The organism is Alphaproteobacteria bacterium LSUCC0396 (assembly GCA_041228345.1).
GTDB lineage: Bacteria > Pseudomonadota > Alphaproteobacteria > Puniceispirillales > Puniceispirillaceae > UBA3439.
Genome location: CP166131.1, coordinates 2,379,333 through 2,393,187 on the forward strand (window position 1 = coordinate 2,379,333; position 13,855 = coordinate 2,393,187).

The 13,855-nt window shown below is 51.7% G+C and carries 12 protein-coding genes; 7 read left to right on the forward strand and 5 right to left on the reverse strand.

The features are described 5' to 3' along the window. Positions 1-2: 2 nt before the first annotated feature. Positions 3-1,016, forward strand: a complete 1,014-nt coding sequence (locus tag AB8881_11280) for an NAD-dependent epimerase (protein ID XDZ63113.1) — start codon at positions 3-5, stop codon at positions 1,014-1,016. A 2-nt stretch (positions 1,017-1,018) separates the two neighbouring features. Next, entirely contained in the window at positions 1,019-2,311 is a 1,293-nt protein-coding gene (locus AB8881_11285; GenBank protein ID XDZ63114.1) for an O-antigen ligase family protein, read from the forward strand. Positions 2,312-2,326: 15 nt separating this feature from the next. Here the strand turns inward: AB8881_11285 and AB8881_11290 are convergent, their stop codons facing one another. After that, the gene (locus AB8881_11290) at positions 2,327-3,064 is read right to left on the reverse strand and encodes an SDR family oxidoreductase (GenBank protein ID XDZ63115.1); all 738 of its coding nucleotides are present in this window, start codon (positions 3,062-3,064) and stop codon (positions 2,327-2,329) included. Between the two features lie 201 nt (positions 3,065-3,265). Between AB8881_11290 and hflX the strand changes: the two genes are divergently transcribed. From hflX to AB8881_11305, 3 genes are all read left to right on the forward strand, one after another. Next, complete coding sequence (gene hflX, locus AB8881_11295; protein XDZ63116.1) at positions 3,266-4,576, forward strand: GTPase HflX; 1,311 nt, start codon at positions 3,266-3,268, stop codon at positions 4,574-4,576. 191 nt (positions 4,577-4,767) lie between these two features. Beyond that, positions 4,768-5,637, forward strand: a complete 870-nt coding sequence (locus tag AB8881_11300; protein XDZ63117.1) for an aminotransferase class IV — start codon at positions 4,768-4,770, stop codon at positions 5,635-5,637. 54 nt (positions 5,638-5,691) lie between these two features. After that, complete coding sequence (locus AB8881_11305) at positions 5,692-6,864, forward strand: aromatic ring-hydroxylating dioxygenase subunit alpha (GenBank protein ID XDZ63118.1); 1,173 nt, start codon at positions 5,692-5,694, stop codon at positions 6,862-6,864. 85 nt (positions 6,865-6,949) lie between these two features. Here the strand turns inward: AB8881_11305 and AB8881_11310 are convergent, their stop codons facing one another. The 3 genes from AB8881_11310 to AB8881_11320 form a co-directional block, all read right to left on the reverse strand. After that, positions 6,950-7,858 carry a DMT family transporter gene (locus tag AB8881_11310; protein XDZ63119.1) on the reverse strand — a complete coding sequence of 303 codons (909 nt, stop codon included), beginning with the start codon at positions 7,856-7,858 and terminating at the stop codon, positions 6,950-6,952. A gap of 227 nt (positions 7,859-8,085) precedes the next feature. Continuing rightward, a complete protein-coding gene (locus AB8881_11315; GenBank protein XDZ63120.1) occupies positions 8,086-9,807 on the reverse strand; it encodes an ABC transporter permease in 1,722 nt (573 codons plus the stop codon). Positions 9,808-9,809: 2 nt separating this feature from the next. Further along, on the reverse strand, positions 9,810-11,033 hold the full coding sequence (locus AB8881_11320; GenBank protein XDZ63121.1) for an ABC transporter substrate-binding protein: 1,224 nt from the start codon (positions 11,031-11,033) through the stop codon (positions 9,810-9,812). On the opposite strand from AB8881_11320, the gene AB8881_11325 reads away from it, so the two are divergent. Together AB8881_11325 and AB8881_11330 are read left to right on the forward strand one after the other, a co-directional pair. Continuing rightward, complete coding sequence (locus tag AB8881_11325) at positions 11,032-11,835, forward strand: ATP-binding cassette domain-containing protein (GenBank protein ID XDZ63122.1); 804 nt, start codon at positions 11,032-11,034, stop codon at positions 11,833-11,835. The genes AB8881_11320 and AB8881_11325 overlap by 2 nt on opposite strands. Further along, positions 11,822-13,048, forward strand: coding sequence for a serine hydrolase domain-containing protein (locus AB8881_11330; protein ID XDZ63123.1), 1,227 nt, complete (start codon positions 11,822-11,824; stop codon positions 13,046-13,048). Before AB8881_11325 ends, AB8881_11330 begins: the two co-directional genes overlap by 14 nt. 30 nt (positions 13,049-13,078) lie before the next feature. Here AB8881_11330 and AB8881_11335 read toward each other — a convergent pair whose 3' ends face one another. Beyond that, positions 13,079-13,849: a sulfite exporter TauE/SafE family protein gene (locus AB8881_11335; protein XDZ63124.1), complete on the reverse strand. Its 771-nt coding sequence runs from the start codon at positions 13,847-13,849 to the stop codon at positions 13,079-13,081. Positions 13,850-13,855: the final 6 nt, after the last annotated feature.

Consider the following 13,855-nt stretch of genomic DNA (forward strand, 5'->3'; position numbering starts at 1 on the left):
AATTGAGAACGCTTGTCACCGGCGCTGCTGGCTTTATTGGTATGCATTGCGCATCGCGTTTGCTCGAACGCGGTGACGAGGTTATCGGCATTGATAATCTCAATGATTATTATGATGTGTCTCTGAAACAGGCGCGCCTTGCCAAGCTTAGCCCAAAAGAAAGTTTTAACTTTCACAAGATCGACATTAGTGACCGCGACGCCATGGCTGATACGTTCGCATCTGAACGGCCCGATCGTGTCATTCATCTCGCCGCGCAGGCCGGTGTACGTTACTCATTGACAAACCCGCACGCCTATATCGACGCAAATCTTCAAGGTTTTATGAATGTCCTAGAGGGCTGCCGGCATCATCAGATTGGCCATCTTGTTTATGCCAGTTCATCCTCGGTCTATGGCGGCAATGAAACCATGCCCTTTAGCGAGCATGATAATATTGATCACCCTTTAAGCCTCTATGCAGCCACAAAAAAAGCCAATGAACTGATGGCGCACACCTATAGCCATCTTTATCAACTGCCGACAACTGGATTGCGGTTTTTTACCGTTTATGGCCCATGGGGGCGGCCGGATATGGCCTTGTTTCTTTTCGCCAATGCGATGCTGAAGGGAGATCTCATCGATGTGTTCAATGATGGGAATATGGTTCGTGATTTTACTTTCATCGATGATATTGTCGAGGGGGTCATCCGCGTCCTTGACAAACCAGCAACGCCAGATGCGAAGTTTGATGCCTTGCGTCCTGATCCTGCGACATCGACCGCACCATATCGCGTCTTTAACATCGGTAACGGTAACCCAACACCATTGATGGACTATATAGGGGCGCTTGAGACAGCACTTGGGGTCACGGCAAGGAAAAATTTTATGCCAATGCAACCGGGTGATGTACCCGCCACATCGGCAGATACAAGTGAACTTGGGAAATGGGTCGGTTTCCAGCCTGATACACCAGTCGTCGATGGTGTTCAAAAATTTGCCGATTGGTATTTGGCCTATTATCAAAAGAACGATTAGAAATGAAAAACTTAAATATCGTGAATGAGTCCGGTCAGGCGCCAGAGCCAACAATCAAGGCAATGTTTAAAGACATCTGGACTGGCCTCTGCAACGCGCTTGCCGCAATGCCGCGTTGGGAAAAAGGCTTTCATATTTTCTGGCTTTTCGGCCCCTTTATTCTGCTGATAGAGCGGAGTCCGGCCGATATTTGGCTATCAATTCTGGCACTCGCTTTTGTCGTTCGTTCAATCATGAAACGCGATGGTGGATGGCTAAAGGCTTTTTGGGTCAGGACAAGTTTTCTGTTTTTGGCTGTCTGCATGGTTTCATCAGCATTATCGGTTATGCCGGCCTATGCGTTTCCTGAAGGATTAGCGTGGTTTCGCTTTCCTCTATTTGCAATGGCCACAGCCTTTTGGCTAGGCACTGATCGACGCCTTTTATATGCGATGCTGGTGTCAACCGCTCTTGGCATGATGTTGATGACCGGTATTTTGACTGCAGAAATAATAATCGAAGGCCAGAAGGGCGGACGTCTGTCTTGGCCTTATGATGATCTGGTGTCGGGCAATTATCTGTCCAAGGTCGGTCTACCAGCCTTTACCATCATGGTGGCACTAGCGATTGGCGCCAAACCCAGGCTGGCATCGATCATGGGCGGCTTGTCTTTGATCAGCATCATTATGTCCGTGCTGACCGGTGAGCGGATTAATTTCTTGATTAGAGCCTGCGGCGGCATGTTGGCGGCGCTGGTGTGGCGGCCGCATTGGCGGCGTTACGGTATTCTAGTAATTATTGAAATTTTTGCGGTGGTGGCGCTATTCCTATCATCACCTTCAATTCAAAATAGATATGTTGATAAGTTTATAAGCCAATTACCTACTGGATCGCACAGCCCATATTATCGCGCGATTATGGCTGGGCCAGAGGCGGCGAAGGACTCACTTATACTAGGTCTAGGGCCAGCTACTTTCCGCGATCTCTGTCCGGAAATCATTGGCGTGTCTTCCGAATTTGATTGCCATAATCACCCCCATAATTTTTATTCTCAGCTGCTAACTGAAACTGGCGTTATCGGCCTTGTTACAGGGAGCTTGATGATTGTCAGCATTGTCTGGGCGGCCTTTGCGGGCTGGCGAAAAAACCGCGATAATGTCGTTGCCGCAACTGCCTTTGTGGTGCCTTTTGGATTGTTTTTTCCGATCCAGTCGACCGGTGACTTCTTTGGCCAATGGAACAATATTTTCATGTGGAGTGCGATTGCGCTGGCCCTCGCTGCGGCGAGGACGTTAACCGCAGCACAAAAGAAATAGCACTCTTCGAATTAGCTATCCTCGGCCGATAAACGGCATTTTTGGTGCCATCACAGTGATAAACTGAACATTCGCATCAAGTGGCAAATTCGCCATATGCAGAACCGATGATGCCACATGCGCAACATCCATAGTTGCCTCAGGGCGAATACTGCCATCTGGCTGGGGCATACCGGTGGTCATTGCCTGCGCCATATCGGTCAGCGCATTGCCAATGTCGATTTGCGACGCGCAGATGTTAAAGGCGCGTCCATCAAGCGACAGGCTTTTGGTCAGGCCGCTAATCGCGTGTTTCGTGCTGGTATAGGGGGTTGATCCCGGGCGCGGGGCATGCGCGGATATTGACCCGTTATTGATAATCCGCCCACCTTGGGGCGATTGCGCGCGCATGATTTTAAAGGCCGCACGCGCACATAAAAATGATCCGGTCAAATTGATCGACACAACATTCAGCCATGTCTCAACTGGAATTTCGTCAATGGTCGTTGAAAAACTGCCAATACCGGCATTGTTGAACAGCGTATCAAGCCGCCCCCACGCCGCCATAGTGCTTGCAAAGGCTTTGTCCACTGCGTCTGGATCAGCAACATCACACGGTAGAACCAACGCGTTTTTATGGCCGTCAGCGGTTGCCTCCAGCGTTTCTTGGCGCCGCCCGATCAAGCCAACATGATAGCCATCATCTAAAAAGGCCTTGGCGGTTGCTGCGCCAATGCCGCTTCCAGCACCGGTAATGATGATCGTCTTGCTCATGATGGGCTGTTCCTATGTTGATATGGGGCATAAGGGTGCGCGCCCAAAAAAGATCTTTTTTTGATATTAGGCGAAAACCCTGCCATTGGTCTATCAGGGAAATCGTATTGCTGGTCGAAGATTTCGCTTTTGTGCTAGCTGATCATTGCTAGCCACGCTATTGATGATGATTGATCATCGTCAGTTTCAATGAGGCTTGCCTTGGGCACCCCAATTGCGTTTGTTATCCATCCCGAAGTGCGGAATGCGCCGTCGAGCCGTTCTGCCGATTTAATGCTGGATGAGGCTTGTTTGCTGGCCGAAGCCATCGGCCTTGAGGTGGTTCATGCCGAGGTTGTTGCATTGGCGAAATTGCGGGCGGGTTCGTATTTTGGCAAAGGCGTTACTGAACGTTTGGCGCATCTGACTGAAGATTTTATGTCTAGCCGCGACGCGCCGCTGATTATCATTAATACAACCCTATCGCCTGTGCAGCAGCGTAACCTTGAGACCCAGATCAAGGCCAAGGTTATTGACCGCACCCAGCTTATTCTTGAGATTTTTGGCGCACGTGCGCAAACCCATGCTGGTCGGCTGCAGGTTGAACTTGCCGCGCTCAGTTTTCAGCGAAGCCGCCTTGTGCGCAGCTGGACCCATCTTGAACGCCAGCGTGGTGGCAGCGGCTTTCTAGGAGGCCCCGGTGAGCGGCAAATCGAGCTTGATCGCCGAATGCTGATGGACCGCGTAATCCGGATTAAAGCCGAGCTGAAAGAAGTCACCCGCACACGAACCTTGCAGCGTAGCAACCGCCTTCGAAGTGAAACACCAACATTGGCGTTAATCGGCTATACGAATGCTGGCAAATCAACCTTGTTCAACCGGCTAACAGGTGCTGGTGTTCTCTCAAAGGATATGCTGTTTGCAACGCTTGATCCGACCATGCGCGAACTAGATTTCGCCTCTGGCCGCAAGGCGGTTCTTGCCGATACGGTCGGCTTTATCAGCCAGCTGCCAACCGAACTAATCGAGGCGTTTAAAAGCACGCTTGAAGAGGTGGTTCATGCCAATGTCATGCTTCATGTGCATGATGCGTCATCGCCGCAGGTGGCCGAAGAGGCGGCCGATGTGATCAAGGTGCTTGGCGACCTTGGCATGGACGCCGAAACACAGGCCGCGCGGGTTGTTCATGTGCTGAATAAAGCCGATCTGCTAGAGCCTGACGATGAACAGATTGCCAGCTTGCAAAACATGTTCCCAAGCGGTGTGTTTGTGTCTGCTGCCACGGGTGACGGCGTTGATGATTTGATGGCGCATCTTGATCGGCATCTCGGGAAATCGGCGATTTTGGTGACTGTTGATGTGCCGCCAATTGACGGCGCGGCGCGCGCTTGGCTGCATCAGAATGCAATGGTTAAATCATCGCATTTTGACGAGCGAGGGCATGAACAAATTCTGGTCAGTATTGATCCTGCCAATCACGCACGGCTGTGTGCGCGCTGGCCGGATCTGGCAATCTTAAACACGGTGTCGTGATCGGTGTTTTGGTTTTGCGCGATTGTCACATAATATTTGGTTTTCATTTGTCCGTTCTGGGATTAGGGTTTTTGTCTAGCGGTGATCAACGCTGGATGCAGGATCTCTTTGACTGCCAGTAGTTCTTTGACATCCAGTAATAATGAGAGATTTTTAACCAGACTATTGAAAAATATATAAAAGAGCATGGTATGAGCGAGCGGATTATCTATTTAAATGGCGACTATATTACCGAGAGTGAGGCTAAGCTGCCGGTTTTTGATCGCGGCCTTTTATTCGCCGATGCTGTTTATGAAGGCTTTGGGATTCTGGATGGGCAGATTGTTGATTTTATCTACCATATGGATCGGTTGAGACGCTCGCTTGGTGAATTGACAATCCCGATGAATTTCAGCGTCGATGAGATGTTTCATGCTTTGATGCTGCTGATCGAAAAAAACAATGCAAAATCCGGGTTCTTATACCTTCATGTTACAAGGGGTGCTGGTGATCGCGCGTTTCATTATCATGACCAGTATGTGCCGAATGTGTTTGCGTTTACCCAAGGCGAAAAGTTTGCGGCTGACGCGATGCCGCCTGTTATTGATCTTCTGACCTATCCCGATTTGCGCTGGGCGCGGCGCGATATCAAATCAACGAATCTGCTGGCGCAGGTGATGGCGAAACACGCCGCCAATCAGGCAGGTGCCTATGAGGCATTGATGGTTGATGATGAGGGATTTGTGACCGAGGCCGGATCGTCCAGCTTCTTTTTCATTAAGGACAATGTGCTTTATGTGCGGCCGGTTAGCAACGAAATCCTGCATGGTATTACCCGCCAGACAATGCTTAGGGTGGCAAAGGAACGCGATATTTCGTTAATCGAGCGTAATTATACTCTCCATGAGGTTATGGCAGCTGACGAGGCATTGATCACTGCATCGTCGATTTATGTAATGCCTGTTGGGAATATTGATGGCAAACCCATTGGAGATGGCCAGGCGGGCGCGTTTACGCTGGCGCTTCGTGAGGGCTATCTTGCCAAGGCGCGCGCTGAATTTTACACACCAAAGTCGTCGTGAATGATAGCGATGCCGTGCTAGGCGCTGGAATATCTTTGGGAGAGGGGTTTGGTTATGATGACAACATCACCTGATCAGGCACTGCTGGCAAATACACCGCTGGCACAAACGCTGGCAGCCTTAAAAGAGCTTGCTGCAACCCCGTTATCGTCGGCAACGGCGATGCCCAAAGACATGTATGTCTCTGCCGATATTTACCAGCTTGAACGCGAGCGCCTGTTCCACCGTGAATGGATTTGCGCTGGCCGTAGTGACGAAATTCCCGATGCTGGGGATTATATCAGTTTTGATCTCTGTGATCAGCCGCTAATCCTTGTGCGCGGCGCTGGCGGCGATATCCACGCTATGTCAAACATATGCCGGCACCGCATGATGCGGCTGGTTGATGGCAAGGGAAATACGCGGAAATTCACCTGCCGCTATCATGCTTGGACGTATGATATTGCGGGTAATCTTGTGGCGGCGCCCTATATGGATCAAACCGACTGTTTTGATAAAAAGGCAATAAGCCTGCCGCAGGTTCGCTGTGATCAGTTTGAAGGCTGGATCTATGTCTCGCTAAATCCAGATATTGCACCGGTTGCCGAAATGCTGGCGCCCTTGACCGAGATCACCGCGCCCTATGCTCAGGCTCATTACATAACCATCTTTACCGAACAGCATGAGTGGGATTGTAACTGGAAATGCCTGACCGAAAATTTCATGGAAAGCTATCATTTGCCGGTTGCGCACAAGGCCACGGTTGGCGCGCATTATGTGGTGAAAGACACCAGCTTTGACCAGCGCGGGATTTTTGAACATTTCACTTATCAGCTTTTCACCAAATCGGATGGTGCGCCGGTTGGCAACGCCCATCCCGATAACAAAACCCTGACCGGAAAATGGCGAAATATTTCGGTAATGCCAACGGTTTTTCCGGCGCATATGTATGTTTTGGCCCCCGATCATCTCTGGTATTTATGCCTACAACCGGTTGGGCGCGGCAAGGTATCGATCAAATATGGCGCTGCGGTTCCGCCCGAGGTGTTGAATGCACAACCCGATAAAGCCGCATTTATTGCCAAGACCAAAGCGTTTCTCGATATTGTTCAGGTTGAGGATCGCGGCATTGTCGAGGGAATTTACCAAGGTGCATTATCACCGCTTGGCAGCCCCGGCCCGTTAAGCTGGTTAGAGCGTGAAAACCATGAATTTACGCAATATCTGGCGCGCCGGCTTTGTGATTGAATCGGGGTGATTGAATCGGGGTGACCAAATCTGGATGACCAAATCCGGATGATTGGCCTTTGCAGCCAAAGTGAGTATCGCCTGATCAGGCAAGGGGACGTGCCACATGACGGGTCACCAGATAAACCCCTGCCGACGCCATTAAAAAGCCGCTGATCGTAACTGGCGTCAATGGCTCGCCAAAGATGAAAAAGGCGATAATTGCGGTGACTGGCGGCACCAGAAACAACAGTGACGTTGTCGCGGCGACACTATCGCGCTTGATCAAAATCATCAAAATCACATAAGCGCCGGTCGAGACCGCTAATATCTGCCATGCCAGCGCAATCAAAAAGGGCTGGTTCCAATTGATATGTGGTGTTTCCACGGTCGAGATCAGCAGGATGAAAAACAGGCTGGCCGAGCTCGCCTGAATGATATTGCTTTTCAGCAAGCCAATCGAGCCGCCAATGCGTTTTTGCAGCAATGTGCCAGCGGTAATCGCCAATAATCCAAAGATACAGGACATGATCGCAATTGCCGGCGCATTAACCCCCAACGATGGCAATAGCACAACCACCACACCGGCAAATCCGATAAAAACACCAACCCATTGAACCAATAGCGGTTTTTCGCCAAACAGGAAAATCGCCAAGGCGGTGGTCAATAAAGGCTGGGTGGAAACGATCAAGGCGGCCAAGGCAGCGCCGAGGCCGTTTGACATCGCGAAAAACGTGCTTCCCAGATAAACCCCATGGATTAGAACACCAACAAGGGCTGTCCAGAAAATTGGATCATTTGTGCCGGTTTTGGCATTGGCTGCATCTTTGGTGTTTTGGCGATTTTTCTGCCAAATCCTGATGCCAATGGCGACCGCCATGAAAATCAGTGCCACAATCACAAATCTGACCGCCAAAAAGGCAAAAGGCGTTGCGTGCTGAACGCCTGCCTTGCCAGCCACAAAAGCAGACGACCATAGAACAACAAAAATTATCGGTAGAATAAATTGTGCCATTAATGTCTGGTTCCGTTGATCGCCGTCGACATAATTTCGTTTTGAGGCGTTGGTCTTCAGATGCCGCGATAACGGCGTGCTAGGTGTTTGGCTGCAATATCTGATTTATGAAAGATACACAGGCTACAGATATAAAAGGCGAAAGATAATTAGGGCAAATCCTTCAGCTGCTAATATGATCGCAAATATGGGCTTTGCGCAAATGATAACGCGCGATTCACGGTGATTTAAGTAAGGCCGCCACCTTGCATATTGGCAAAGCGGCGAAAGCGGTTTTTCAGCAACAGCCAAATCACCCCATAACAGATCAGCGGGATTAAAATTTGTAACATGGCAGCAACACCGGCGGGGCCGCGACTGCCATTTGCGGCAAGGCTGACCGCCTCGACTGTAATCGTGCCAATCCTACCGCCGCCAACAAAAACGGTCGGCAGATAAAGCGCGATCGAAACAGCAAATCCGATGAATAGCGCGGCACCGATCGGCATTGCCATAAGCGGCAGATGTACTCGGTAAAACCGGCGAAATGGCGCAACGCCAAGACTGCTTGCCACCCTGTCATGGCGCCAGTCCATTTGCCCGAATGCCGGTGCAAGGACAAGCCACATATATGGCAGAATGAAAATCATGTGGATATAGATCAATGCTGGCCAACTGCCATCAATGCCGGCCCAGCTAAGCCCGATTTGCAATCCGAACAGAAAGCTGATTTGCGGCACTAAAAGTGGTAGGTAAATAGCTGCCTGTAATAATCGGTTTTGCTGAAGGAGACCCTGCCCATGATAAAGCCACAAAAACACAACGCCCACCGCCAGTAATGCCGCCGTGATCGCCAATATTCCGCTATTCAGCACAAGCGGCATATAGCTTGCCGCGTCCTGCCAATGCATAAGGCTTATGCTGGCGGGAAAGGCCGCTGGAAAGAACCAGCCCGTGGCAAAAGACCAGATTAGCGCCGCAATCAGCCCCATGACGCCGATCAGCAGTGGCAGAATAGCGATGATCGATAAAATTGGTAACAGGTGATCAGCCGCAAGCCCGCGCCAGCCGCGCCACCGGCAAAACTGGACAATCTTGCCGATCATCTGTTCCAGTAAATACCAGATAAAAACCGCAATCAGCACAAGACCGATTTGCCAGACCGCACCAAATGACGCTGGCAGCCGCGCCGCAAGATCGGCGTCATGAAAGCCGTTCAGAACCAGAATGGCGAGGGGCGGCGGCAGGCTAGGTGCCAATAGTAACGCCATATCGACAACTGACAGGCTGAAGACCAGAACCGCAATAACTGGCAGCCTGATCTGGCGATAGATAAGCGGTAAAATAAGAAAGGCCCAGCTGGCAAACCGCCCATAGCCAAGCCCCGCACCAATTGCCAGCAAACGCTGCAGCGGCAGGGTTGCGCTCGCTGAAAGGCCAAGCAGCAATAGAAATGGCAATTCTTTTGTGATCAGTCCCAAAACTAGCGCCAGCCCGGCGGGATCGGGAACAAGCCCCCATAAAGGCGGCTGGCTGAGGCCGGTCAGTGATGGCGATATCAGCCGCATTAACCAGCCGGACGGTGCCAGCAAAAACACCATCCCAACGGCGATTGTGCTGTGCGGGATTGCAATCAACGGGCCAAGCAACCGACGCAGGCGCACCATCATTTTGCTGCCAGTAAAACCGGCAAGAATAATAAAGCCGCCGATAAGCGAAAGGCCGGTTGCCAATAATCCGGTTTTAAGCGACAGCCAACTGGCCCAGATAAGGCCGGGTGTCGCCAGAAACTGTTGCGCCGCATCGGCCGAAAAACCGGTTTTGCCAAGTGCTGGGAAATATCCGGCTGCTGGCAAAATAATCCCGATTAGCCCCAGTAAAACCGGCAATCCGAACAGCAAGGCTGTAAGGCCGGTAAGGGCGGTTAGGCTGGTACTGCTGCTAATCGGCCGACGGCTGGATTTTATCACTGCTAATTGCCGCTGGCATAGCGTTTAATCCATGCCGCCTCAAGTCGGGGAACCCAGCTTGGATGCGGCTCGGCAAGGGTGCGGCCAAGGTCGGCATCACTCAAGGTTGCGATACCGCGCGGTAGCTTATGAAAGGCCATGCGCTGGGCGTCAGATAATTTATCCATCGACAGCACGGTCGGATCGCCCCAAACGGCGGTATCGGCCTTTTTGACCTGCGCTTCGGGTGAGAGCATGAAATTTGCCACCAGCTTGGCCGCGGCGGGCGCGGATGCGTTAAACGGGATCGCAAGGAAATGCACATTGGCTAGGGTGCCGCTGTCGTGGATGTAGGTTCGAACGCTCTCGGGCAGCTCGCCCCGTGCAATCGCCGCCGAGGCATCAGCAGGGTTGAACGCAATCGCAATGTCAATTTCACCGTCACCAAGAAGCTGGCGAAGAACCGGATAATTCGCCGGATAGGCGTTGCCAGCCAGCCATAGATTTGGCCTTGCTGCATCTAGCCAGTTCCATAAAGGCGCGGTAACAGCATCAAAGCTGGCATCGCCAACAGGTTGATAAAGCGCCGGATGCGCATCACTAAGCTCGATCAAAATCTGCTTTAAAAAGGACATGCCGATGAAATCGGGCGGCTGCGGAAAGGTGAACCGGCCCGGATTTGCTGCAATATAATCAGCCAGCTCTCGGGCTGATTTTGGCGGGGTTTGCAGCCTTGCGCTATCATGGGAAAAGACTAATTGCGCGCGTCCCCACGGGCTTTCTTTGCCCTCGGTTGGTTCGGCAAAATCTGACAGGATACCGGGCAAGGCGTTGCTATCGGTATATTGCCAATTTGGCAGTGATGTAACCCATGGCCGTTCTTGCAGCAGGCCAGCCCGTTTCATCGCCGCAAAATTCTCACCATTCACCCATAAAAGATCAATCGCGCCACCATCGAGGCGTCCGGCCACCTTTTCGGCAAGAATGCGCGAAACCGCACTTGCTGTATCGGTTAATTTGACATGCACAAGCTTAATATCATGCCGGTCGGACAAGGTATCGCCGGCCCATTTGATGTAGCTGTTGATCTTGGCATCCCCGCCCCATGCGTTGAAATAGACGGTCTGGCCCTTTGCAGCTTTTTCAAGCTGGACAAATCCGTCTGCGCTAGCTGATGAAGCGGTTATGGCAAGGCCGAGACCGATCAGAAAATTGCGGGCGGTGCGGTAAAAACGATTTCTCTGCATGTTTCTGTCCTCTATTGCCGTTTCAAAAGTTCCGTTTTTCATTTCGATCGAGGCAAGATCGCTGATAGCATTGTCGCCGCTGTTCTGTCACATTGCAATGAACTGGTCGATTGATTTTTTAACGATCTGGGAAATCAGGATTTTATTCGAGATGCTAGAGGTTAACGCGCTTGAATTCGGATTTGAACGGCCGCTAGTAACAGGGCTTTCATTCACCGTGCCAAAAGGGCAGATCAGGTTGCTGCATGGGCCAAGCGGCTGCGGTAAATCAACTTTACTCGCGCTGATTTCCGGAACGCCAGTTGCCGGCATTATGTGGCGCGGTGATATCAGGCTTGATGGGGTTGATATTGGGGTGCTTGCGGCTCACCGGCGTTCGGTCGGAATAATTTTTCAACATGCGCTGTTATTTCCGCATTTAAGCGTTGGTGATAATCTGGCATTTGGCTTGGCTGCATCAATCAAGGGGGCGGCGCGCGAGGCCGCGGTTCATGCCGCGCTGGCGGCGGCCGGTCTCGACGGGTTTGCCGCGCGTGATCCAGCCAGCCTGTCCGGCGGGCAGGCTGCACGTGTTGCGTTGATGCGCGCGCTGCTGGCAGAACCCAAGGCGCTGTTGTTGGATGAGGCTTTTTCCAGCCTTGACCCTGATCTGCGCCAGCAATTTGGCCAGTTTGTTGCTGCACAAATCAAATTGCTGCAGATACCGACTTTGCTTGTCAGCCATGATGCAGCAGATGAAGAATTTGCCGTCGGTCCGATGTTGCAGTTTCCAATAGGGTCAGCAAAATATGCCAGAAAATGATCAAAACCCAGAAAATAATATCATGCAGATGATGCAGGGCTTTCCGCCGCCCGCTACTTATCAGGCATTGCTCGCCAATTGGCGCGAGCCCGGGGTTGCCCGCTGGTCGTTTAATCATTTGCGGCAATTGCTGCCAACTGCGCCTGTGCAGCCTGCCTCTAACCCCATTGTGATTGATGAGGCGCGTCAAAATCTTGATGATCTTTCCTTTATCAATGCGGCTGGCGAAAAACAGCAGCTTGGCGCATTTCTGGCCCGCAGCCAAAGCGATTGTTTTGCGGTGATGAAGGATGGAAATCTGGTTTATGACTGGTTTGGTGGATTTGGCGCGCCCGATCGCCAGCATATTATCTTTTCCGTCACCAAATCCATGGCCTCGTTGCTGGCGGGCGTTTTGGTCGGCCAAGGGGGCATTGCGCCAGAGCAGCTGGTGACGCATTACCTGCCCGAACTTGGCAATAGTGCCTATGCTGGCGCAACGATGCGGCATCTCTTGGATATGCAGATCGCCTCATCCTTTAACGAAGATTACCTTGATACAAGCGGCGTGTTCATGGCCTATCGCCGCGCCTCGGCATGGAACCCAATCGAAGAGGGTGACCGGAATGATGGTTTGCGCGATTTTCTGACCAAGATGCCGCCGTCAAATGACCCGCATGGCACACGGCATCATTATTGCTCGCCGCATAGTGACGTTCTTGGCTGGGTTATTGAACGCTGCGGCGGCGCCAGTTTTGCCGCGCTATTTTCACGCCATATTCTGGTGCCGTGCGGGGCGCGATATGAGGGCTATATCAGCCTTGATACCTTTGGGGCGCCGCGGGTGTCTGGTGGGCTGTGCCTGACAATTCATGATTTGCTCCGGATCGGTCAGATGGTTTGCGATGGCGGCATCGCAGGCGGCCAGCAGATTATCCCCAAAAGCTGGATTGATGATATCTATAACCGGCGTGACAACAGCATCTGGCTTCAGCAAAAAGACGGCGAGGGGCCACGACTTTTCGTCAATGGGAATTACCGTTCGCAATGGTATCGCCCCGATCAGGATCGCCAGATTGTCTGCGCCATCGGTATCCATGGGCAATGGCTGTGGATTGACCGTGCATCACGGCTGGTGATCGTCAAGCTGGCGTCAAACGGAACCGTGGTAGATACCGAGACTGACCGTGATTTACTGGCGGTCTTTGCTGCAATTGAGGCGGCGCTGGGCTAATGCAGCGATCCAGGCTTTAGATTGCGCGGCTTAAAACAGGCCAACCACGATCAGGCGCGCGCCCATGATCAAGAATGCCCAGAGGACAATCCGGCGGAACGAATCCTGCTGCACATAGCCGCGCAACCATTCACCAACCCGGAATCCAGCCAACACCACAACCAACCCCATCAGCGAATGCAGCACCGTATCAAAATTCAGCACACCGGCAAATGTCAGGCCAGCGGCCAGCGGGATTGATCCGGCCAGAAACAAAAAGCCTGTCGCACCGATAAATTCGGCTTTTGAGACATTATGCGCCAGCAAATACATCGCAACCGGCGGTGACCAGATCGAGCTTAATCCGCCAAGTATGCCGGAAAAAAGCCCCACGCCGATATGCCATTTGCGGCCGTGACCAAGCGGAATTTTTGCGCCAAACATCTGTGTAAGTGAAAACGCAATCATCGCAAAACCGATTGAAACGGTGAGGACTGCCTTTGGAAATGACATAATAAAAAGTGAGGTCAGGAAAATGCTCGCCATAATCGCGAGGCCAAAAAGCCAGTATTTCTCGGCAATTTCACGTCGGTTTTCACTGCGGGTATATTGCGCGATGTTGGTAAAGATAATCGGCAGGGTCAAAAGCGAAATGGCAATTGTCGGTTCCATTACGAGAGTGAGCAAGGCCATTGCCGCCGCTGGCAAACCGATGCCAAGAAAGCCTTTGACGATCCCCGATAGAAAAAAAACTCCCAAGACAGCAAGCGTAATGCCGAAGTCTTGGGAGGGTAGGAGTGAGGTTGTAATAAACTCGTTCAATGGTTT